Here is a 22,917-nt window from a genome sequence, read left to right on the forward strand (position 1 = left end):
AGGCATGGAAGTCAAATATCTAAAAACCACATTACTAGCGGCAACCATTGCAGCCGCTTCATCTTTTGCGCATGCAGAATCATTTCAACGTATTGCTACATTTTCGGTAGCAGACAACATTCCTGCGGGTAAAGCGAAATCTTCGGTGACGTCATCAGAGATCATAACCGCATCGGAAGATGGCAATACCTTGATCTATTCTGACAGCCCGATGGGCGGTATTGGTTTCATCGACATTAAAAACCCAAATCAGCCTTTAGCTGCGGGGTTTCTTGATTTACAGGGTGAACCGACATCGGTAGCAACGATAGGCAAAATGGTGGTTGCGGGTGTTAACACTTCGAAAAGTTACACCGAACCTTCAGGCTATCTGGCCGCGGTTTCTGTCGCGAGCCATAAGCTGATTCAAAAATGTGATTTGGGCGGACAGCCTGACTCTGTAGCAGTATCAAAAGACGGTCGTTTTGTTGCCGTTGCAATTGAGAACGAACGTGACGAAGAACTCAACGATGGTGAGTTGCCACAAATGCCTGCGGGATACCTTTCTATTGTTCCGATCAAAAACAACAAACTTGATTGTGCAAGCACCAAGAAAGTGGACTTAACGGGCATCACTGAAATTGCACCGTCCGATCCTGAGCCAGAATTTGTCGCGTTCAACGACAACAACGAAATAGCGCTTACACTTCAGGAAAACAACCACATCGCCATCATTGATGCGGAATCTGGAAAAGTCATCCATCATTTCTCAGCAGGCACCGTTGATCTAAAAAATATTGATATCAAGAAAGATGGCGCGCTGACTTTCAACCAATCGCTAACTAACGTACGCAGAGAACCCGATTCAGTAAAATGGCTCGACAATGACCGTTTCGTCATAGCGAACGAAGGCGATTACAAAGGCGGTGCTCGAGGCTTTACCATTTTCAACAAACAAGGTGAAGTTCTGTTTGAAAGCGGAGCGAGTTTTGAATACGAAGTGGTCAAAGCAGGCCATTACCCAGAAAAACGTTCAGGCAAGAAAGGCGCTGAACCAGAAGGGATTGAAGTAGCAAAATTCGACAATGATACGTACATTTTTGTTATGTCTGAGCGTGGCTCAATTATGGGGGTTTATCGTGATACCGGAGCCGAGCCAGAATTTGTTCAAATGCTGCCTTCAGGTATCGCACCAGAATCCGCGATTGCAATTCCAAAACGCGGCCTGATTGCGACGGCAAACGAAAAAGACATGGTGAAAGACAAAGGTGCCCGCTCTCATGTAATGATTTATCAATGGACGAATGAAGCGCCAGCCTATCCTATGATTCAGTCCACAATGGACAACAACAACCGTCCTATTGGCTGGGGAGCATTATCGGGGCTGGCGGCAGATTTAAACCAAGCAGGTATTCTCTATTCCGTCAGCGACAGTTTTTACTCTGCTCAACCCGCAATCTTTACTATTGATGCAACACAGTCTCCTGCGCTGATAAAAGACAAAATCATCATCACTCATGGTGGCAGAGCCGCAGAAAAGCTCGACTTAGAAGGCATCGCCGTTGACCCACAAGGTGGATTCTGGCTTGCTTCTGAGGGCAACGCTGGAAAATCCGTTCCGCATCAACTGTTACATGTCACCAAACGCGGTGCAATTGACCAAACAGTGCCTTTCCCTGCCGAGTTACTTCAACATCAAGAACGATTTGGTGCTGAGGGTATCGCTATTCAGGGTGATTCTTTATGGGTCGCAATTCAGCGCCCTTGGAAAGATGATGAGAAAAATACCGTCAAACTGCTTTCCTACAACACCAAAACCAAACAATGGAGCGCCGTCAAATATCCATTAGAAAGCGCGCAGAAAGGTTGGGTTGGTCTGTCTGAAATCACGATTTACGGAGACAACGCGTACATTGTTGAGCGTGACAACCAGTTGGATACGGCTGCGAGAGTCAAACGTCTTTATAAAGTTGCACTTTCTGATTTCAAACCAGCGCCGTTAGGTTCCCAGTTACCAACGGTAAGCAAAACCTTGGTACACGATTTCTTGCCAGATCTAAAAGCAACGAAAGGGTATGTGGTTGATAAAATCGAAGGTTTTACTATCGATACATCCGGTCAAGGTTATGCAGTCACCGACAATGACGGCGTAGACGACAGCAGTGGCGAAACGCTGTTCTTCAAAGTAGACAAGTTCTAAGTTCTCTTCAAAGTCAGAATACTACTCTCCAAGCGAGCCCTAAGCGGCTCGCTTTTAATTCGTTCACACCCAAAGCAACACTTTAGTATTAAGACCAATCTCACACTTATTAACTATACTATCAGTAACATTTACAAGACGTTTAAGGTGAGCGGTCATGAATATCATGCGCAATGTTTTGCTTTTAATGCTAACAACCTTCTTTATATCAACGAGCTATGCTCAAAATGCAGACGTTTTAAACAAATATATTGTTGTACTCAAGCCAAGTACGATTCCTTCTGCAGTGGCTAGTGACATTGCACAGCAAGCAAATGGTCGTGTTGGCTATATTTATGAAAATGCCATACAAGGTTTTTCTATTTCGATTCCAGAGCAAGCGTTGAAAGGAATCTTAAACAACCCTAATGTGTTGTATGTGGAACAAGACCTACCGATTACAGCATTTGTGCAAACATTCCCCACTGGTGTAGAGCGAATTTTTGCAAACGAGGTAACTCTGAGCATCAACAATACCGATGATCAACATGTAGACGCAGATGTCGCAGTGCTTGATACGGGTATTGATATTGACCACCCAGACCTTAACGTGGTTGGCGGTGCGAACTGTCTCAGTTACTCAGGGAGATCGCCATGGAATCGAACTTACTATTGCGATGAAACCAAAAGCTACGATGACGACCATTACCATGGTACTCATGTCGCAGGAACCATTGGTGCCTTAGATAATGATTTTGGTGTTGTCGGTGTCGCGCCCGGAGTGCGTTTGTGGGCGGTTAAAGTTTTGGATTCAGCGGGTTCAGGTTCGCTTTCTGGAATCATTGCCGGTATAGACTGGGTGGTAAAACAGGGCAATATCGAAGTTATCAATATGAGTTTAGGCGGTAGCGGACAAAGCAGCGCAATGGATAGCGCCATTAAAACAGCCTTTGAAGCAGGTGTATTTGTTGTCGTAGCGGCCGGGAACTCAAATGCCGATAGCGCAGGCTTTACCCCTGCAAACTCACCGGATGCTTTTACAGTTTCGGCTCTCGCTGATTTTGATGGACTAGAAGGCGGCAATGGCTCGGCTACATGTCGTTCAGACGAAGATGATACTTTAGCCAATTTTAGTAATTGGGGAGCACCTGTAGACATTGCCGCACCTGGCGTATGTATTACCTCAACTTACCCTATTGAAAAAGGAAGCTACGGTACGATTAGCGGAACCTCAATGGCATCCCCCCATGTTGCCGGTGCAGCAGCTCTATTAGCCAGCCAGCAAAATGAACCAACTCAAATCGAAAATATCCTTCTCACCAACGGAAATAGCAACTGGGTAGATACCAGCCCGGATGGTATCAAAGAGCCACTACTCGACATTCATAGTGCCGATTTTGTCCCAACATTAATTGATGTGAATAGTAGCAATGAAAATGTTCCACCAACGGCTCAATTCAGTGCAAACTGTATAGACCTTACCTGCACCTTTGATGCTTCTGCTTCAACGGATAGTGACGGCACCATTGTTTCTTACGATTGGAATTTTGGCGATGAATCATCAGATTCTGGTGATATTGTTGCTCATGTTTACGGTGCTTACGCTTCCTATAACGTTACTCTCACCGTTACTGACGATAAGGGAGCCGCGGATGTGTATAAGAATACTGTCAATGTCAGCGAATCTCCTGCCATCGTGACAGAAAGTATTAGTATGGGCAAAACTTGGATTGCGAAAGTCTCATATAGCTCCGGTGCAAATATTTCAGGAACATGGTCTGAATCTGGAGGCTCATGTGCACAAACAGAATGTAAAATTGAACTCGCTAAGAAGAAAGCCAGCGTGGTATTTACCAGTGATCATCAAGAGTCAGTGATCATCTATAAGCCTTAGTATTCTTGATGGAAAATTAAGGTGAATGACAAGAGAAAGCCCCTGAAGTCAGGGGCTTTCTTATTTATTGTAAAACGGTTTGTTGTAAAAAGAGTGCAATTCAGATGAATTATGCGAGTGCTTCTTGCTCTTTAATTTCAGGGACAAAAGTAGCTGGTTGCTCTTTCTCTTGTTGTTTTACCAACTCTTGTTTAATTTCACCCAACTTTTTGTTGTCGAGTTTATAGAACAACATAAATACCGCGAGCGACGCAAAAAACACACCCGGTAATACAGTAAACAGAAGATTGATGGCATTGATCGCTTCATCAGTTTGCACTTCTGCACCACCTTGATAGCCAGCCCAAGCTAGAATCCAGCCCACGCCAGCACCGCCAATAGCAATACCAAGTTTGATAGCGAATAGGTTAGTTGAAAACACCATGCCACTCAGTGAACGATTGCTGCGCGTTTTCTCGTAGTCAACAACGTCAGACATCATACTCCACAAGATTGGCGTCGTTGCCATCTGTACTATGCCGAGCAAAATAACCAATGAGAAAACCGCTACGATGTTTGATGGTTCAACCAAGTAAATCATCGCAGAAAGAATACCGGATATCACAATAAGAATTTTGTAGACGGTTGGCTTGTCGTACTTACCTAACAGAGGAGCAGATAAGATAGCGCCAACAATGTTTGCCAGCATGCCACAAACCATGAAAATAGTTGCCAAATCAGCTCTGCCCATCACAATTTTTACGTAATACATGGTCGATGCGCCTTTCAGCACAACACCAGTAAGAAGCACAACGTTAACAACGAACAGCACTCTCCATTGGCTATTCTTTGCCAGCAATTTCAAGTCTTTTAATACGGACTGTCTTTCTTCCTGTGGCACATAACGCTCTTTGGTGTTTGAGAAACTGAAGAAGAACAACGCAATAGCGCCAATGCCCATAATGGCCATGGCTCCAAGGTATCCTTTTTGTTCATCCCCTTGGCCGATGATGTCTACCAGTGGCAAAGCCACCATAGCAACAACAAGACCACCAGCTGTACTTAAAGCAAAACGGTAAGACTGTAATGACGTACGCTCAGCAGAGTCATTGGTCATCGCATTTGCCATTGCACAGTAAGGAACGTTGATAGCGGTATACATTAACGTCAGGAAGATATAAGACGCATACGCGTATACAATTTTACCCACTTCGCCAAAATTAGGCGTGAAGAAAGCGAACATACAAGCCGCGCCAAAAGGAACTGCCATCCATAACAGATAAGGTCTGTAACGCCCATGCTTTGACTGAGTTCTATCAACAATAGAGCCCATAACAGGATCAGTGACGGCATCAATAAAACGAACGATCAGAAACATGGTACCCATATGAGCCGGGGATAGACCATAGATGTCGGTATAAAAGTAAGCTAAAAAAAGCATGACAGTCTGCCATACAAAGTTACATCCCGTGTCGCCTAATCCGTAGGCGACCTTTTCCTTTATTGATAATTTATCGGTATTGGCCATATTCATTTTTATATTTACTCCAGGATACATTTTCACCAATAAATATTTTGTTTATCCACAAAAATATAATCAATTTGCACAAATTAGTAATGCTTTTACGATATTTCACTTATGTGAACAGCACAGAAAAAAACACGCCTCAACATCATAAAATCAATGAGTTACGAGCATATTAGTGATGATTTAATAGTATTTCTGGGATATCTAACACACTTGTAAAATAGAGGAATACCAGTATTAAAAAACATAATTGATAGAAAAAACAAAACCATTAAATTTGTCAGAGAATAAAGCCCATATGAAACTATTGGAATTACGCAATGACTGAATACTTTAAAGGTATAAATAAAATTCAATTCGAAGGGAAAGATTCGACTAACCCGTTAGCATTTCGCCATTATGATGCGAATAAGATGATTCTTGGGAAAAGCATGCAAGAACACCTTAGATTCGCTGTGGCTTACTGGCACAACTTTGGTTGGGGTGGTTCGGATGTTTTTGGTTCTGGCACCTTTGAACATGAATGGTTAAAGAATTCAAACTCAATGGAAGCTGCTCACGTAAAAGCAGACGCTGCATTTGAATTTTTCACAAAACTCGGCGCTCCATACTATTGCTTCCATGATGTAGACGTAGCACCAGAAGGTAATTCACTGAAAGAGTACGTCAATAACTTCCAAACAATGGTTGATGTACTGGAGCGTAAGCAAGAAGAAACGGGCATCAAACTGCTATGGGGAACGGCTAACGCATTCTCCAACCCTCGTTACATGGCGGGTGCGGGTTCAAACCCTGACCCTAAAGTCTTCGCGTATGCAGCAACTCAAATCTTCAATGCGATGGGCGCAACTCAACGACTAGGTGGTGAAAACTACGTATTGTGGGGTGGTCGAGAAGGCTATGAAACACTTCTCAACACCGACCTTCGTCAAGAACGCGAGCAACTTGGTCGCTTGATGCAAATGGTGGTTGAACACAAACATAAGATAGGTTTCAAAGGTTCTATTCTTATCGAACCAAAACCTCAAGAACCAACAAAACATCAGTATGACTACGACACGGCTACCGTTTATGGCTTCCTGAAACAATTTGGATTAGAGAAAGAAATCAAAGTTAACATTGAAGCCAACCACGCAACGCTTGCAGGCCATAGTTTCCAACATGAAGTTGCCACTGCAACATCGCTAGGCGTCTTTGGTTCTATTGATGCAAACCGAGGTGACCCACAACTTGGTTGGGATACAGACCAGTTCCCGAACAGTGTCGAAGAAAACACTTTGGTAATGTATGAAATCTTAAAGGCTGGCGGTTTCACTACAGGTGGCTTCAATTTCGATGCCCGACTACGTCGCCCTTCGACAGATTTAGCAGACTTCTTCCACGGTCATATTGGCGGCATGGATACTATGGCGCTGTCACTAGAGCGTGCGGCAGATATGATTGAAAACGATCTCTTATCTAAGAACATCGCTCAACGCTATGCAGGCTGGAACACGGATCTTGGTAAGAAAATACTTTCTGGTGACATGTCGCTAGAAGCGGTAGCAAACTACGCTGTTGAAAATTCGATTGCTCCTGAAAAAGCATCTGGCCGCCAAGAGTACTTAGAAAATATCGTTAACGGTTTTATCTATAAGTAGCTATTAACGCTTGATTAAGACGGTCTGAGATGACAATTTTCAGCTCAGACTCGTCATCTCATGGTATTTTTTATCAATTCCAATAAGAGAAACCAATTCATGACGGACCAAACAGTAGAACATCCTGAACTGAGCGATGCTGAACGCATTACTCAACTTGATCTTGCCCGAGCTAACTCGCTAAAGCCGATATCGCCTCCACTGGTAAAACACATGTACACGGCAGACCCGTCAGCCCATGTGTTTAATGACCGTATCTACGTCTACCCTTCTCATGACATTGAAACCGATCAGCCACTTAATGATGATGGCGATCATTTTGATATGTCTGACTACCACGTCTTCTCTCTTGATGAGTCTTTAGAAGAAGTGACAGACCACGGCCTTGCTTTGGATGTGAAAGATGTAAAGTGGGCAGAACGACAAATGTGGGCGCCCGATGCAGCTGAAAAAGATGGCAAATATTATCTATATTTCCCAGCTAAAAATGCGCAAGGTGTTTTTCATATAGGCGCAGCCGTATCGGATTCTCCAGCAGGTCCTTTCAAAGCAGAAGAAACGCATATTGAAGGCACCTTCAGTATTGACCCTGCGGTATACCAAGACAACCAAGATTACTATTTGTATTTCGGTGGTATTTGGGGAGGACAACTACAACGTTGGACTCAAGGTGAATATGGTGAAGACAACTACCCTGCAGATAACCAAGCTTCTCTAATGCCTAAAATGGCAAAGCTAGCCAAAGATATGGTGAGTTTAGAAGAGCAACCAAGAGACGTATTGATCGTTGATGAAAATGGTGAGCCGCTAAAAGCAGGTGATACAGAGCGTCGTTATTTTGAAGGCCCTTGGGTTCATAAACATAACAATGTTTACTACCTCTCGTACTCCACAGGCGATACACACAAGATTGTCTACGCGACAAGTGATTCGCCTTATGGGCCGTTTAAATACCAAGGCGTGATTCTTAACCCTGTACTTGGCTGGACAACTCACCACTCAATTGTTCAGTATCAAGGCAAATGGTACTTGTTCTACCATGACAGCACGCTATCGGGCGGTCAGACCCACTTGAGAAACATCAAGATGACCGAGCTTCATCACAATGCAGACGGCTCAATCCAAACCATTAAGCCCTATCTGGATTGATTCGCTATTAGCGAGAACCCTTCACAACATTCCAGAGTGACAGGGTAAGCAGTAAGTACAAAGCGAGCCACCAAGGCTCGCTTTCTTATAGGCGTAAAGCGTGGGTTAGGACACAATTGGTGCCCGCTATATTTCAAGAGAACTCTCGAATTTGGCTTGCCCCATCAATTTCTGAGTAGCGTATATACTTTAGGTAAGTGAACGCTATGAGGAGGTCGATAATGGAAATATATCAACACGGCATGCCAGAGCTATTTAAGCAGCTTGGTTTAGGGCATTCACCTAAAGAAATCAAAGAGTTTGTGAAGAGCCACCGGCATACGCGAGATTCATCTCCAATACATAAAGCGAGTTTTTGGACAAGGTCGCAATCGGATTTTTTGAAACAAGCTATCGAACAAGATGCCGACTGGGCAGAGGTAGTGGATCAACTCGATAATATGTTGCGAGACTAACTGACCAGCCAATGAATCCGTCAATAGATTCAAAAGTTTATTAATATTCAGAGAACTATTTCTACGCTGCGGGCACAGTCATTCTGTCCCGCAGCTTTGTTTATACAATTCCACCACGCGTTAATGTTTTAGGGTCAAGATAGTGCTCTAATTCTTCGCGGCTCAAATCGGTTTCTTCTTCCGCTACATCAATGACTGCCCTGCCTTCCTTATAGGCTCTTTTTGCTATTTCGGCCGCTTTCAAATAACCCACCACCGGATTTAACGCGGTAATAAGGATTGGATTTTTGGCAAGAGCCTTATCAAGATTTTCCTGACGCACTTTGAACGGCTTAATCGCTTTATCGGCCAATGAAACACATGAGTTGGTAAGCAAATGTATCGACTCAAGCAGGTTGTATGCAATGACTGGTAACATAACGTTGAGCTGGAAGTTGCCTGACTGGCCAGCAACAGTAATGGTTGTATCGTTGCCTATTACCTGTGCCGATGCCATAGCTACGGCTTCAGGGATCACTGGGTTTACTTTGCCCGGCATTATTGATGAACCCGGTTGTAAAGCTTCCAGTTCAATTTCACCAAGCCCAGCAAGCGGACCTGAGTTCATCCAACGTAAATCATTGGATATTTTCATCAAGGCAACAGCCAGCGTCTTTAACTGACCAGATAGAGAAACAATCGAATCCTGACAGCTCAAATTAAAATAGAAGTTATCACTAGACTCAAAGGATAAGCCACTGAGCTGACTTAAGTTATAACAGAAATCCGCAGCAAAGCTTGTATGGGCATTGATACCCGTACCCACAGCGGTTCCTCCCTGCCCAAGTAATCTTACAAATTCCAAAGCAGAGGTTATTGACTGCGAAGCATGTTGTATTTGTGCTTCCCAGCCACTTAGTTCCTGACTAAATGTAATTGGCATCGCGTCCATTAGATGCGTTCTGCCGGTTTTAACAATCCCGTCCAGTTCCTTCTGCTTGCTTCTGAGAGTTTCTGTTAAATGAGTGAGTGCAGGAATCAACGACTTCTCGCATGTCATAACAGCACTGACTTGAATGGCAGTGGGAATTACATCATTACTGCTTTGCCCCATGTTAACGTGGTCGTTGGGGCTGACTTTTTCGTTCAATATTTGGCTTGCCAGAGTCGCCAGTACTTCGTTGGCATTCATATTTGTACTGGTGCCTGAGCCTGTTTGAAATACATCAATCGGAAACTGGTCATGATATTGACCATCAATAATGCTTTGCGCAGCTTTGATTATGGCATCTGCAACGTTGTTGTTTAATGTGCCTAACTTGGTGTTTGTCTTTGCCGCAGCCTGTTTGATATAAGCTAACGCCACAATCAAGTCTTTAGGCATCTTATGCTCACTGATGTTGAAGTTATCGATGGCTCTTTGTGTTTGAGCCTGATAGAGAGCATCAGAAGGAACGTTAACTTCCCCCATACTGTCTTTTTCAATGCGATATTTCTTATTCATAAAACATCCTTGAACGTACCTGAAATCGGTTTATGTATACCGTAATTCTAGTTTGTCCTGAGATCACTTTAGGTTTATTGGTCGGCCATCAACCTCAAAACAAGCATCTATGGTGAAAGCTCTATAAGAATTGATAGGAAAGATGGTTGATTAGAAAAGTGGGTTAGGTAAATACAATGAAAAACGTCCCCAAGATGCATAGTCCGTGGGGACGTTTAGTTTTAACAGCAGTTATCCGCGCAATTTTAGTTCATTGCTTCGAACTAAAATTAGAAAGAGCCTTGGGTTGCATTGGCGTTGCTATCAAGTTGGTTATTACCCCCTGATTGCCAAACTACGTTCAACTCAGGGTTGGTTTCATCCCTTTTTAGACACTTCCACTCAATGTTTTGCGCTGCTGGTACATCAATGGTTGCGCTCCAAGTTGGATACTGGTCAGGGTCGAGTTTAACCGCACCAGCCGGAGCCCAACCGCCTAACTGTGCAACACTACCAACGGCATAAACGCTTTGACCAAGATTGGTGTAGCCGTTGTAGCAAGTGAACGCGACAGTTTTCAATGTCGGGTCGACGCTACCGCCACCACTGCCATGCAGCACCACAGCTTGGTTTTGAGCCAAATGGAAAGTCGCTTCGCCACTGCTCACGCTTACAATGTCATCACCAATTAAACTGGTGTGGCTGCCATCACTAAGAGCCAAATTACCTACAGTCACAGACGTTGCTGAGCCGCGGTTAAGTGCGACAGTCACAACATCTTCACCTTCTTGACGCTCATAGACCAACACATCGTCATCAACCCATCGCTGCGCGTAGCTACCGCGTTGAATCGCTAGGCTATTCTGGCGCAGATCGGTTAATGCTTGGATGATCTTAAACGCCTGTGTGTCTTGGCTAAAGCTTGGCATTTTCTCACGGTTGTACGGGTCACTGCCTACTTGGCCAAAAGCGTTCTGGGTAAAGTCTGCCGAATAGTGCTCGGTACCGTAGTAAATGGCTGGAATACCACGTACTGTCATAGTCGCCACTAGCCCTAAATTAACACGCTGCTGGGCAAACGCTTCACTCTGGTTACCGCCCGCCTCATTGTTACCGGGACCAAACGTGGAGGCACTAGAGCGCAACGCCGTCGAGATACGCGCCATATCGTGATTATCCATAAACACCACTTGCCAATCGTCACTGGTGAAAACTGATTTTCGCGTTTCCAAATAGCTATTTAGCGTTTTCATACTGTTGCCGACACGGTTAGCCAACACGCGCTCTAAAGTATCGCGAAAACCGAAGTCAAGCAGCGCTGAACCGGAAGTGTTGGCGTAATCTATCGCGTAGCCGTCAATACCTGTGGTGGTATTGGCGCTGGCACCAAACCACTCTCCGAAAAAGTAAAAGCCATCACGACCAAGGCTCTTACTGTAGTTATAGATGTCCGTCGTCCATTGCTGAATAAACGACTTATCCATGTGTTTGATCGCATCAATTCGTATCGCATCTACCCCTGCATCGATCCAAAACTTAGAGCCATCGAGCAGGTATTGATACACATTGGTATTCGATTGGTTGAAGTCAGAAAGGTTGAACAAATTAAAATTGCGTACTTGATACCAATCGTTCCAGTTGGTCACACCACCATTATGGTGATACCAGTCGGTGCCTGCCGCGACATCGCTGTTGTAGTCAGTGATAAACTGACCATCACGATATAAAGCGCCGTATTCGTTTTCATCATTCCCGTTGGAGTGGTTAGGTGCATAGTCGAGAACCAGTTTCATGTTGTATTCTGCACTGTGCATTTTGTTGGTCAGTTCTTTGAAATCATCCAAGGTGCCGAAGTGCTCATCCACACGGAAGAAATCACGTCCCCAGTAACCGTGATAACCAGCCCCGCCATTGGCATCGATATTGTCGGCGTTATCCACTGGTGGAGTAATCCAAATCGCGGTTACACCAAGTGATTTTAAATACGGCAGTTTATCGATTAATCCACGAAGGTCTCCCCCAACATACTTTTTCAAGTTGTTCGGATCGTAAGTTGCTGGGTTGTGGCCCGTGTTGTTGCTTACATCGCCATCGCTGAAACGATCAAGAAAAACAAAATAAATCGTCTCTTTGCGAAAATCGAGATAAGTGCCAGTTTCCGTATCAGCACTGGTCGCAGCGAAAGTTGTTGGGCTAAACATCAGTCCATTTGCGGCAATAGCAGCCAGCAGCGCACTGCAAAGCAAAGTGCGTTTTTTCATTGGAGACTCCCCCGTGGTTTGTGAAAATTAACCGGGAATCATTCCCGGTTGTTGGTTAAATTCTTTTCACTGTAGAAATCGAAGATATGACAGAAGGCAGTGTTGAGATTGAAGCGCATCGGCTTACCAATATCTGCGGTGGTGATGGTTTGATCATTCACGCGGGCGATCAGTTCTTTGCCGCCCACTTTGAAGTAGAGGTATTTTTCATTCCCCATATTTTCTACCACAGTCAAAACACCTTCGAAGGCGTTGATGGTGTCACCTACGTCAGCAACACCAATGTGTTCTGGGCGAATACCGAAGCACACGGGTTTATCCACGTATTCGCTCAATGCTTTCTGTTTTTCTACCGGAATAAACATGCGGATGCCGGAGCCTATTTCGATGTATAACTGGCCGTTTTCTTCTCGGATCACGGTATCTATCAAGTTCATTGCGGGTGAACCAATAAAACTCGCCACGAACTTGTTGGCTGGGTAGTTATAGAGGTTGGCGGGAGTATCCACCTGCATGATTTTACCTTGGTTGAGTACGCAGATACGATCACCGAGCGTAAGCGCCTCAGTTTGATCATGCGTCACGTAAATCATGGTGGCTGGAGTGCCTTCTTCTTTCAATGATTGATGTAACTGAGCGATTTTGACTCGCATAGACACTCGAAGTTTAGCGTCAAGGTTCGATAGTGGCTCGTCAAACAGGAACACCTCTGGCTTACGCACAATTGCACGTCCAACCGCAACGCGCTGACGCTGACCTCCAGACATCTCTTTTGGCTTACGGTGCAGTAACTCCTTAATCTCTAATTTCTCTGCGGCTTCTTCAACACGGCGTTTAATTTCATCTTTCGGCCGTTTTTGCATTTTCAGGCCAAACGCCATGTTGTCGAATACGGTTTTGTGTGGATAGAGCGCGTAGTTCTGAAACACCATCGCAATGCCGCGGTCTTTCGGTGGTAGGTCATTCACCACTTTGTTGCCAATGCGAATTTCGCCACCAGAGATACTTTCCAGACCGGCGATCATGCGCAATGTGGTTGATTTCGCACACCCCGACGGCCCGACAAACACCATAAATTCGCCTTCGCGAATATCCAAATCGATGCCATGGACAGCTTTAAATCCGTTGTCATATTTTTTTTCTACTTTACGCAAACTAACCGTCGCCATGAATCTCTCCACTTACCAAAAGGGTATAAAATGATCTTCAATTTACCGAGGCAGACTGGTTGGCAATCTGTCTGGGTAAATCAGGCAGCCGAATACCTGCACGGCTGCCAACTGTATGTGTTCTTAACTATTTACACTCGCTAACCATGGCAAATAACGGTGCTTTGTCCGGAGCAAGCTGAATGGTCCACACATATTTGCCATCTTTAGGTAAATTCACTACGGTGTTTTTCGCAAACCCACCTCGTTTTAACTCATTCACTTGCCCCACGGTCATCGACATACCAGCGGCTGTAAACTGAGGTGTCCAGCTCATAGTGGCAAATTGCAAAGTGACATTGCCCGCTTGCTCGTCCGAGACCACTTGATAGATTCCATCGCCTTTATAACCCATTTTGTGGGTATCTAAGTGAATCCATTGACCTTCAGGAAAGGTGCCCACTACAAACAGTGACGGTTTGATTGGACCGCGATCGTCTTCTAGCGTCGGCAACGTACAGTTAGAGAAGCGCGCATCGGCATTAGTTGCCGCAGGTTGAGCCTGTTCAGTGGTGCTAGCACAACCTGCCAATAAGGCAGTTGCGGTCGCAGCAATCAGAAGTGTATGTTTCATAACAAATCCTTGATTATTTCGTTCTCGTTTCATCCTGCGGAGACCGATTTGCTTGCTCCGCGTGTCAGTTAATTTGCTTGTTAGGCCGATCTCTTTTCAAACAGTCGGGCAAGCCAACGCTTTTGCTCCGGTTGGGATTTTTTTAACTGCTCATAGTGCTGAGTCAATTTGTTCAACACCGCAAGATTTCGGTAATACGCTTTGGACTCTTTAGCAGGGTAACCAAACAAATCGCTACCTGGAGGGCAAGAGTGGCTCACACCTGACTTGGCCTTAATCACTGAGTGACTACCGATGTTAATGTGTCCAGCCGTACCTACTTGTCCATGTACCACTACGTGATCACCCAGTACGGTGTGTCCAGCGAATCCACATTGAGAGATGATCAAACAATGTTTACCAATGCGGCAGTCGTGACCAATTTGCACTTGATTGTCTATTTTGCTGCCTTTACCAACCACTGTGTCACCGAGCGTGCCTCGGTCAATGGTGTTGTTGCAGCCAATTTCAACATCATCTTCAATAATGACGCGACCAATGCTTTCCACGCGTTGATAACTGCCATCTTTGCCAGACATATATTCAAAGCTGTAGTTACCAATCGAGTTATTGGAATCGATGATGACGTTGTTGCCGATCACGGTTCCCTCTTTAATCACGGTGTTGGCGTGAATTGCCACATTGTTGCCAATGGTCACGCCGTTCATGATCCTTACGCCGGGCATAAAATGGCAGCCTTGTCCTATCTGGCAATGTTTGCCAATGTATACCCCATCAACTGTCGAGGTGTTTCCTTGATCAAACAGTTGATATTTATGCACCTTGTAATGGCGCAAAAGCAGATTGATTTTCTCTACATCTAAATGGTCAATCACAATGTGTGCTTTGGCGGGGCTTTGCAAAATCGCTGGCGGCCCCACCAGCACTTCCGCTGAACTTTCAGAGAGCTGTTTAAGTTCAGATCGGGCAAACACAACGGCGAGACCACCCTCTACATCACTAACAATCGGACGTATGGTATCAACCACCAGCGAGCCATCCCCCTTTACTCGACCTGATAAACTTTGCGCAATTTCTGAAACACTCAGCATGTTGACCTCTTAGACTCGGGTTAGAAACGGTATAAAGCTTGAAGATAAACAGTGTGCTGTTTTAGCTCACTCTCATTCTTCGCTTCCCATCCAGCCAGTTTACTTTTTTCTTCTACTTCATTTGCGTATTCGTACTCGCCTTTCAGCAACCAGTTATCACCGACAGCTTGTTCATAGCCCATAGTGGCTTTACGAATGTCTTTAAAGTAATCGACATCGGCATTACCACCGCCACTATTAGAAGCATTGCGAGTTTCGTTTTCACCAACACGAATACGCGCATAGAGAACACCAGCATCGTCGAAGCTATATTGCACAATCGGTTCAATGTATTTCTCTGTGAAATCACTGATTTCATTGATAGCACCATTCGCTTGGTGATCTTCATTATCTTTGATTTGGTAGTACAACTCGACACCCAACTCCCAGTTTCCAAAGCGCTTATAAGGCTTGAATAACAAGCTGTAACCTTCTTCAGTTCGCTCACCCCAAGAGTTCTTGTCTTCTGCACTGTAGAGATACTCTAGGTTAGAATAGAAACCCCAGTTGTTCTCGTTACTAAAGTAAGTCAAATAAGGGCGGAAGCTGTGCTCTGCAAGCGCTTTACGCAGACCACTCTCATAAGGAGAGAAGACTTTACTGCGGGTATATTCCAACTCGTAAATGGCACCAGTTGCCCAGCCATTGCCTAAGTCAAAACCTTTGTTGATTGAAAAAAGCTGCTTAATACCGTCTTCATTTTCGAAGTAGTTTGGCTCTTTTTGCTCACGGTTTTCCAATTTAAGACCATAAAGCGCACTAAGATTCCAGCGTGCATTGTTGTAGTACACACCAAACACTTCATGAGTTGTGGTTCGTTCCTTTTTCTTGGTGCCGTTGAAACCATCTGTCACTTTGTCCTCGTATTCGAGTGAAGTGCCAACATGGCCGCCAAACTGCATCGCTTCGTCAAGGAAACCAATATCAGCATCCATGCCACGTTCACTAGCTGCTAGTGTAGGGAAAGATATAGCAAGCGCCGCCGCTACGGAGACGGAAATTAACGTTCTTTTCACGATAGGTCCTTATCAACCTCTTGGTTGTAAATCGTAGGTATAATTAAAATGCATATTTAGTAGTTCACTGTGAACGCCTACTTATTCTTCTGCATGTTGATTCGTTTTTCCTCCTCCCATTTTTTCAAATGAGACCCCCATCACTCTCACTAGCTCATTTGAGAGACATTTATCACATTTTTATATTAACAAGGCGAAGACTTGCTCTAATTGAGTACACTTTTTGCTCTTTTAAAAATCCGCCAAATCAAATCAAACAAAACCACCAAAAGTGCAGTCTACACCTACATTTATTGATGGTCGTCACACTTAAAATCAAAGTTCGATGGATAGTAGTTGACTTAAAAAGAGGTAGATTTAACCTAGTAGTATATTATGAACTACTATAGAGCTATCACGATGAAAAAGACATGGATAAAAGCAGCGATAGTCGCTGCGTTCGTTAGTCTGCCAGTTGTTACATTCGCTGAAGATATTCAGCCGGAACCCGGCTCAGACCTGTTGATCTGGACGGATACCACCACACTGGATTACATGAAGTATGCAGCTGAGTCATTCAATCAAGACTTTGGCTATAGCGTGAAGTTTTCATTTCGTGGTTTAGCCCCTATAGATTCAGCATCACGCATGATTCAAGATGGTGGTTCTGCTCGGGTAGCTGATATCGCTGAGATCGAACACGATTTGCTTGGTCGTTTAGTTGTTGCAGGTGGTGCAATGGAAAACCTTGTGTCTGCCGAACGTATTCAATCAACGTTCTTACCAAACGCCACTTCAGCGGCCAAATATGCAGGCACCAGCTATGGTTTTCCAGTTAGTTACGCAACCTTAGCGCTGTTCTACAACAAAGACCTGCTACCGAGCGCGCCTAAAACTTTTGAAGAAATCATCGATTTTGGCAAAAGCTTTAATAATGCCAAAGAGAACAAATACGCACTGCTTTGGGACATTCAAAACTATTACGAATCACGTATGTTTTTGACGCTGTATGGCGCATATGAATTTGGTAAAGGCGGTACCGACGCCAAAGATCTAGGTATTGACTCCCCACTTGCTCAACAAGGCATGTCGGCGATGAAAACGCTAAAAGCAGCCAACAATTCCAATCCTGTAGATATGCGTAATCCTCAAGTACGCCGTGGCTTATTTGGTGAAGGTAAGGTCGCCGCAATCATTGACGGACCTTGGGCGATTCAGGGTTACGACAACAGCGGTGTTAATTATGGCGTGGTACCAATTCCGACCTTCGAAGGTAAACAGCCACGCACATTCTCAACCGTACGTCTGGCAGTTGTATCCGCATACAGCGAATTCCCGAAAGCGGCACAACTGTTCGCTGACTACCTCACTTCAGAGAAGATGTTGATGAAACGCTATCAGATGACCAAATCCATTCCGCCAGTACAGGACTTAATGGAAAAAATCATCGTCGATGCGGATGAAGCTACCTATGCCATTATCGCTCAAGGCTTCCATTCCGACGCCATGCCATCAATTCCGGAGATGGGTTACTTGTGGTCACCGATGGCCAGCGCTATCACGGCAATGTGGGTCAATGATCAGTCGCCAAAACAGGTACTTGATCACGCCAAAGCGATCATTGAAGAGCAGATCGCGTTTCAGGAGTAGTTATGTTGTTGTCGCAAACCGTCAAAGCTCCAAAAGTGTCTGCCTCTATATTTGTTATGGGGGCAACACAACTGGCGCACAAACATTGGATCACTGGAGGTTTTTTCCTCACCATCCAATGCCTCTTTATTATCTTCTTGCCTGATTTGGCCACTGCACTCAAGGGCTTGGTATCACTTGGTGACGTGGCACAAACTCGCCAAGGATTTAAAGTAATTCAAGGGGACAATTCGATCTTTTTGCTAGTGGAAGGGGTCATAGCTGCTTTGTTCCTTTTCCTGGCAATTATCGCTTACGTGACGAATGTTCGACAGGCGCAAGATTGCGAACTCTGCAGATTGAACCTGCGTCAGCAGTTAAAAGCCATTTACGACGAGAAATTCGCCTTTATTGTTTTGTCACCAGCGTTTATTGCCAGTATCGCTTTCATCATCATGCCGATTGCGATCACTGTGTTGGTCTCTTTTACCAACTACTCGGCACCGCACCATATTCCACCGAAAAATCTTGTCGACTGGGTAGGATTTAAAAACTTCCTGACTCTGTTTGAGCTGAAAATATGGTCGAGCACCTTTATTGGCGTCGCTACTTGGACAGTTGTCTGGGCGATTGCCGCGACAATCTGTACCTGCGGTTTTGGTTTTATCCTCGCTTTGGCACTGGAAAATCGCAATATCAAAGCGAAAAAGTTGTGGCGATTTGTCTTTATCTTGCCTTATGCCATTCCTGCTTTCGTCACCTTGCTGATGTTTCGCTTACTGCTCAATGGCATCGGTCCAGTCAATGCCACACTTAATGCTTGGGGATTCGAATCGGTCGCTTTCCTGTCTGATCCGCATTTAGCAAAACTGGCAGTCATTGCCGTGAGCGTTTGGGTTGGCGCACCTTACTTCATGCTATTGATTTCCGGTGCATTAACTAACATTCCACGCGATCTGTACGAAGCAAGCGAAGTAGATGGCGCGAGCAAATTCCAGCAGTTTCGTGAGATCACTTTACCGATGGTTTTGCATCAAGTGGCACCTTCTCTTGTGATGACGTTTGCCCACAACTTTAACAACTTCGGTGCCATTTTCTTGCTCACTGGCGGTGGCCCAATCAATCCGGAATATCGTTTTGCAGGCCATACCGACATTTTAATCACTTGGATATACAAACTGACACTGGACTTCCAGCAGTACCAAATTGCCTCAGTGATTTCGATTGTAATCTTCTTGTTCTTGTCGGTGATCGCTATCTGGCAATTCCGCCGCATGAAATCCTTTAAAGACGATGTAGGAATGTAATCATGGAAAAACTACTCACCAAGCTGGCGACCGCTATCGTCTATTTGTTCCTCGCAGCTAACGCCATTCTAGTGCTTGGGCCTGTGCTGTGGACGGTGCTCGCCTCATTTAAACCAGGCAACAACCTGTTTAGTTCCTCATTTGGCGAGTTCGCATTTACGCTGGATCACTACAAAGCGTTGTTTAACGACACTCCCTATTTGCAGTGGTACAAAAACACCTTTCTACTCGCCACTGCGAATATGTTGATCTCACTTGTGGTGGTCACCATGACGGCATTCGTCTTCTCACGCTACCGCTTTCAGGGAAAACGCAATGTATTGATGAGCATCTTGGTACTACAGATGTTTCCAGCCTTCTTGTCGATGACCGCGATTTATATCCTGCTGTCAAAAATGGGCTTGATTGATACCTACATCGGCTTGTTGTTTGTCTATGTTACCGGCTCTCTGCCGTTTATGACTTGGCTGGTTAAAGGCTACTTTGACGCCATTCCCACATCGCTGGATGAAGCCGCAAAGATCGACGGTGCCGGTCACATGACCATCTTCTTAGAGATCATCTTGCCATTGGCCAGACCCATTTTAGTGTTTGTTGCCTTGGTCTCGTTCACTGGGCCGTGGATGGATTTCATCCTTCCGACGCTGATTTTACGCAGTGAAGAGAAAATGACTTTAGCGATCGGTATCTTCAGTTGGATCACGTCTAACTCAGCAGAAAACTTCACCTTATTTGCCGCAGGCTCGCTGCTGGTCGCCATACCGATCACCTTGCTGTTCGTCGCCACACAAAAACACATTACGACTGGCTTAGTCAGTGGCGCAGTAAAAGAATAATTATTAGGAACCGTTATGATTACAAGAAGTTCATTAACTCATTTGGCGAAGAGTGCGGACAGCTACGCCTACGATAACGATACTCTCCACATTCGTTTTCGTAGTGCAAGAGGCGAAGTTGACCGTGTAACACTGTGGATAGGTGACCCTTATACTTGGGCTGAAGGTGGCTTGGACGGCGGAAACTTGGGCGGAAGCGATGCTCACGGCTGGACAGGGGGGACTGAAGTTCCAATGCAATTGGAAGGGCAAAGCGAACACCATGATCATTGGTTTGCTCCTTTCGTACCACCAAAAAAACGCACTCGCTATGGCTTTATTCTGTATGGAAAAGAGGGTGAGAAACTGCTGTTTGGCGAAAGGCGTTGTGTGGATATTCAAGACGAGCAACGCGCAGAAGTTGAATTGAGTAACTTAAGCAATTTTTTCTGCTTCCCTTACATCAACCCCAAAGATGTGCTGAAAACGCCAGAATGGGTTCGCAACACCATCTGGTATCAAATTTTTCCAGAGCGTTTCTACAACGGTCGCCCGGAAATTTCCCCAAAAAATGTACAACCATGGGGAAGTACACCCACTGGCGATAATTTTATGGGGGGCGACTTGTGGGGCGTGATTGAGAAGCTGGATTATTTGCAAGAACTTGGTATCAACGGCCTCTATTTCTGCCCGATTTTCACCGCCAATGCCAACCACAAATATGACACTGTCGATTACTACAATGTTGATCCTCATTTTGGTGGTAACGAAGCATTTCGAGCCTTAGTGCAAGAAGCGCATCGCCGTGGGATGAAAGTAATGCTGGATGCGGTATTCAATCACATCGGTCATCAATCACCACTCTGGTTGGACGTGATTGAAAAAGGCGAACAATCCCGCTATGCCGATTGGTTCTGGATCAAGCAGTTTCCCGTGTATCCGAATAAACCCAAATCTGAGTGGGATTTTGACAACCTTAATTACGAAACATTCGCTAACGTATCGGAGATGCCTAAACTCAACACTGAGAATCCAGAATGCCGCGCATATCTATTGGACGTCGCACGACACTGGGTACAGGAATTCGACATTGATGGCTGGCGTTTGGATGTCGCCAATGAAGTCGACCACGAGTTTTGGCGCGATTTTCGTCGCGTAGTAAAAGACATAAAACCCGACTGCTACATCCTTGGTGAAATCTGGCATGAGGGAATAGCTTGGTTAAGAGGTGATCAATACGATTCGCTGATGAATTACCCATTGACTCAAGCCATCACCGATTTTTTTGCTCTTGGACTCGATGACAAAACAAGCTTCATCAATGCGGTAACTCGCTCTTATCTTTCCTACCCGAGGAATGTCAACGAGGCGATGTTTAACCTGCTTGAAAGCCACGATACTACGCGCTTATTGAGCCTATGTGGCAACGACAAACGTAAAGCGAAACTCGCTTATCTGTTCATGTTCACCCAAGTAGGGTCACCATGCATCTACTATGGTGGTGAAATTGGTATGGATGGACAAAAGGGGATGGGACTGGAGCTGAATCGTAAATGTATGATTTGGGACGAACACGAACAGGACCTTGAGTTCAGAGCCTTTATACAAAAGCTGATTAAACTTCGCCAAACTTACCCAGAGTGCAACCAACCTTACCTTGAGTGGTTAGATATTGACCACCCACATGTCGTCGCTTTCCGTAAGGGCGATTTACAAGTCGTACTCAATAACAGTGATGTAGAAGTGCAATGTATTGCCAACGACATTCCACTCTCTTTACCCCCATTTGGCTATGAGATACGCAATATCGTCACTCAGGTAAAGCTATGAAGCTTGGACTTTCTGTTGACTCAAAATGGATATGGGGCGTTGTCATTGATGATAATGAGAAGTCCCATTATCGCAATCAACTAAAGACCCCTGTCAGTGCGCAGCAAACCGCTGCGCTCATATCTAGCATGGCGCTGAGCATGCAACGTATGTTTGGCCCGCTAACGCAAGTTGGCATCAATTTGATGCCTGACTGTTGGCAGGGACAAGAACAAGCATCCAATGCTAAAGAAACTCTGTCTAAGTGGTTAGCGATGCAACTTTCTATTCCTTACCAATTGTTCGATCCGGCGGTGATTGCTCTGTCACAACTACAAACACATCCTGCGGGCAACGTGCTCAGCGCGATACTGGATGATGGTTGCGAGCTGTGCGTGACCGATCAAATCTGCCCAACCAAACCCTACTTCAATGTGCTGGACTTGGGGTGGGCGCACAAACCACTAAAAGGTTATCAAAGTTTGGTTGATGGTTTGACACCATTGTGCAGTTGTGGAAGCGATGAATGCATTCGGCAATATCTGTCACGAGAAGGGATAGAGCGCCAATATCATCAACTCTCATTGCAACATCGTGATGCTAACGACATTATCCACGGCATTGATGACAACCACACTTGGTCAACTCGGGTCTATCGCATCTGGATAGATCAGCTTGCCAGAGCACTCTCTGACTCAATCATACGCTTCAAACCCAAACTTCTAGTACTGAGCGGTAGCTTAACTTCGCATCCGGACTTAGCCCTGACACTTAAAGGCACCTTAAGCCGCTACTGCCAGTATGACACTCTGCCAGACATTATTTGTCTGCATAACAACGAATATGGTTTTGCTCAGGGCGCTATCTCTATGTGTGCCGGAAATTCTACACAACCATCTACATTCATTGCATAAGGAATGGTAA

General features: G+C 45.0%; 17 protein-coding genes. 10 read left to right on the forward strand and 7 right to left on the reverse strand.

The features are described 5' to 3' along the window. Window positions 1-4 precede the first annotated feature (4 nt). Window positions 5-2,179, forward strand: a complete 2,175-nt coding sequence (locus tag HUO09_RS05885; RefSeq protein ID WP_188233328.1) for an esterase-like activity of phytase family protein — start codon at window positions 5-7, stop codon at window positions 2,177-2,179. 157 nt (window positions 2,180-2,336) lie between these two features. Then, window positions 2,337-4,052, forward strand: a complete 1,716-nt coding sequence (locus HUO09_RS05890) for a S8 family serine peptidase (protein WP_188233329.1) — start codon at window positions 2,337-2,339, stop codon at window positions 4,050-4,052. A 109-nt stretch (window positions 4,053-4,161) separates the two neighbouring features. Here HUO09_RS05890 and HUO09_RS05895 read toward each other — a convergent pair whose 3' ends face one another. After that, window positions 4,162-5,565, reverse strand: coding sequence for a glycoside-pentoside-hexuronide (GPH):cation symporter (locus HUO09_RS05895; protein ID WP_188233330.1), 1,404 nt, complete (start codon window positions 5,563-5,565; stop codon window positions 4,162-4,164). Window positions 5,566-5,879: 314 nt separating this feature from the next. Here HUO09_RS05895 and xylA point away from each other — a divergent pair, with 314 nt between their 5' ends. From xylA to HUO09_RS05910, 3 genes are all read left to right on the forward strand, one after another. Then, window positions 5,880-7,199: a xylose isomerase gene (gene xylA / locus HUO09_RS05900; protein ID WP_167413687.1), complete on the forward strand. Its 1,320-nt coding sequence runs from the start codon at window positions 5,880-5,882 to the stop codon at window positions 7,197-7,199. 99 nt (window positions 7,200-7,298) lie between these two features. After that, window positions 7,299-8,348, forward strand: coding sequence for a glycoside hydrolase family 43 protein (locus tag HUO09_RS05905; protein WP_188233331.1), 1,050 nt, complete (start codon window positions 7,299-7,301; stop codon window positions 8,346-8,348). 221 nt (window positions 8,349-8,569) lie between these two features. Then, window positions 8,570-8,803: a DUF2789 domain-containing protein gene (locus tag HUO09_RS05910; RefSeq protein WP_167413689.1), complete on the forward strand. Its 234-nt coding sequence runs from the start codon at window positions 8,570-8,572 to the stop codon at window positions 8,801-8,803. Window positions 8,804-8,903: 100 nt separating this feature from the next. Here the strand turns inward: HUO09_RS05910 and HUO09_RS05915 are convergent, their stop codons facing one another. From HUO09_RS05915 to HUO09_RS05940, 6 genes are all read right to left on the reverse strand, one after another. After that, window positions 8,904-10,286 carry an aspartate ammonia-lyase gene (locus tag HUO09_RS05915; protein WP_188233332.1) on the reverse strand — a complete coding sequence of 461 codons (1,383 nt, stop codon included), beginning with the start codon at window positions 10,284-10,286 and terminating at the stop codon, window positions 8,904-8,906. 269 nt (window positions 10,287-10,555) lie between these two features. Then, window positions 10,556-12,526: an alpha-amylase family glycosyl hydrolase gene (locus tag HUO09_RS05920; RefSeq protein ID WP_188233333.1), complete on the reverse strand. Its 1,971-nt coding sequence runs from the start codon at window positions 12,524-12,526 to the stop codon at window positions 10,556-10,558. Window positions 12,527-12,564: 38 nt separating this feature from the next. Next, window positions 12,565-13,695 carry an ABC transporter ATP-binding protein gene (locus HUO09_RS05925; RefSeq protein WP_188233334.1) on the reverse strand — a complete coding sequence of 377 codons (1,131 nt, stop codon included), beginning with the start codon at window positions 13,693-13,695 and terminating at the stop codon, window positions 12,565-12,567. Between the two features lie 127 nt (window positions 13,696-13,822). Next, the gene (locus HUO09_RS05930; protein ID WP_188233335.1) at window positions 13,823-14,308 is read right to left on the reverse strand and encodes a glycosidase; all 486 of its coding nucleotides are present in this window, start codon (window positions 14,306-14,308) and stop codon (window positions 13,823-13,825) included. Window positions 14,309-14,388: 80 nt separating this feature from the next. Beyond that, on the reverse strand, window positions 14,389-15,399 hold the full coding sequence (gene lpxD, locus HUO09_RS05935) for a UDP-3-O-(3-hydroxymyristoyl)glucosamine N-acyltransferase (protein WP_188233336.1): 1,011 nt from the start codon (window positions 15,397-15,399) through the stop codon (window positions 14,389-14,391). A 20-nt stretch (window positions 15,400-15,419) separates the two neighbouring features. Then, window positions 15,420-16,454, reverse strand: a complete 1,035-nt coding sequence (locus HUO09_RS05940) for a porin (protein WP_167413217.1) — start codon at window positions 16,452-16,454, stop codon at window positions 15,420-15,422. A gap of 399 nt (window positions 16,455-16,853) precedes the next feature. On the opposite strand from HUO09_RS05940, the gene HUO09_RS05945 reads away from it, so the two are divergent. Genes HUO09_RS05945 through HUO09_RS05965 form a run of 5 tightly spaced genes read left to right on the forward strand, consistent with a single transcriptional unit; the run spans window position 16,854 to window position 22,907 of the window. Further along, window positions 16,854-18,083 carry a maltose ABC transporter substrate-binding protein gene (locus HUO09_RS05945; protein ID WP_188233775.1) on the forward strand — a complete coding sequence of 410 codons (1,230 nt, stop codon included), beginning with the start codon at window positions 16,854-16,856 and terminating at the stop codon, window positions 18,081-18,083. 2 nt (window positions 18,084-18,085) lie between these two features. After that, entirely contained in the window at window positions 18,086-19,369 is a 1,284-nt protein-coding gene (locus HUO09_RS05950) for a carbohydrate ABC transporter permease (protein ID WP_167413218.1), read from the forward strand. Window positions 19,370-19,371: 2 nt separating this feature from the next. Beyond that, the gene (locus tag HUO09_RS05955; RefSeq protein ID WP_167413219.1) at window positions 19,372-20,205 is read left to right on the forward strand and encodes a sugar ABC transporter permease; all 834 of its coding nucleotides are present in this window, start codon (window positions 19,372-19,374) and stop codon (window positions 20,203-20,205) included. Window positions 20,206-20,220: 15 nt separating this feature from the next. Continuing rightward, entirely contained in the window at window positions 20,221-22,014 is a 1,794-nt protein-coding gene (locus tag HUO09_RS05960; RefSeq protein ID WP_188233337.1) for a glycoside hydrolase family 13 protein, read from the forward strand. Beyond that, a complete protein-coding gene (locus HUO09_RS05965) occupies window positions 22,011-22,907 on the forward strand; it encodes an ROK family protein (protein ID WP_188233338.1) in 897 nt (298 codons plus the stop codon). The genes HUO09_RS05960 and HUO09_RS05965 overlap by 4 nt, the downstream gene beginning before the upstream one ends. The last annotated feature ends 10 nt before the right edge of the window (window positions 22,908-22,917 follow it).

This window comes from Vibrio sp. Y2-5 (assembly GCF_014596725.1).
GTDB lineage: Bacteria > Pseudomonadota > Gammaproteobacteria > Enterobacterales > Vibrionaceae > Vibrio.

What these genes read in the sequence shown, in the direction of transcription:
- HUO09_RS05885 (WP_188233328.1), top strand. Translation starts at nt 5, where the DNA reads ATGGAAGTCAAATATCTAAAAACCACATTACTAGCGGCAACCATTGCA.
- HUO09_RS05890 (WP_188233329.1), top strand. Translation starts at nt 2,337, where the DNA reads ATGAATATCATGCGCAATGTTTTGCTTTTAATGCTAACAACCTTCTTT.
- HUO09_RS05895 (WP_188233330.1), bottom strand. Translation starts at nt 5,565, where the DNA reads ATGAATATGGCCAATACCGATAAATTATCAATAAAGGAAAAGGTCGCC.
- xylA (WP_167413687.1), top strand. Translation starts at nt 5,880, where the DNA reads ATGACTGAATACTTTAAAGGTATAAATAAAATTCAATTCGAAGGGAAA.
- HUO09_RS05905 (WP_188233331.1), top strand. Translation starts at nt 7,299, where the DNA reads ATGACGGACCAAACAGTAGAACATCCTGAACTGAGCGATGCTGAACGC.
- HUO09_RS05910 (WP_167413689.1), top strand. Translation starts at nt 8,570, where the DNA reads ATGGAAATATATCAACACGGCATGCCAGAGCTATTTAAGCAGCTTGGT.
- HUO09_RS05915 (WP_188233332.1), bottom strand. Translation starts at nt 10,286, where the DNA reads ATGAATAAGAAATATCGCATTGAAAAAGACAGTATGGGGGAAGTTAAC.
- HUO09_RS05920 (WP_188233333.1), bottom strand. Translation starts at nt 12,526, where the DNA reads ATGAAAAAACGCACTTTGCTTTGCAGTGCGCTGCTGGCTGCTATTGCC.
- HUO09_RS05925 (WP_188233334.1), bottom strand. Translation starts at nt 13,695, where the DNA reads ATGGCGACGGTTAGTTTGCGTAAAGTAGAAAAAAAATATGACAACGGA.
- HUO09_RS05930 (WP_188233335.1), bottom strand. Translation starts at nt 14,308, where the DNA reads ATGAAACATACACTTCTGATTGCTGCGACCGCAACTGCCTTATTGGCA.
- lpxD (WP_188233336.1), bottom strand. Translation starts at nt 15,399, where the DNA reads ATGCTGAGTGTTTCAGAAATTGCGCAAAGTTTATCAGGTCGAGTAAAG.
- HUO09_RS05945 (WP_188233775.1), top strand. Translation starts at nt 16,854, where the DNA reads ATGAAAAAGACATGGATAAAAGCAGCGATAGTCGCTGCGTTCGTTAGT.
- HUO09_RS05950 (WP_167413218.1), top strand. Translation starts at nt 18,086, where the DNA reads ATGTTGTTGTCGCAAACCGTCAAAGCTCCAAAAGTGTCTGCCTCTATA.
- HUO09_RS05955 (WP_167413219.1), top strand. Translation starts at nt 19,372, where the DNA reads ATGGAAAAACTACTCACCAAGCTGGCGACCGCTATCGTCTATTTGTTC.
- HUO09_RS05960 (WP_188233337.1), top strand. Translation starts at nt 20,221, where the DNA reads ATGATTACAAGAAGTTCATTAACTCATTTGGCGAAGAGTGCGGACAGC.
- HUO09_RS05965 (WP_188233338.1), top strand. Translation starts at nt 22,011, where the DNA reads ATGAAGCTTGGACTTTCTGTTGACTCAAAATGGATATGGGGCGTTGTC.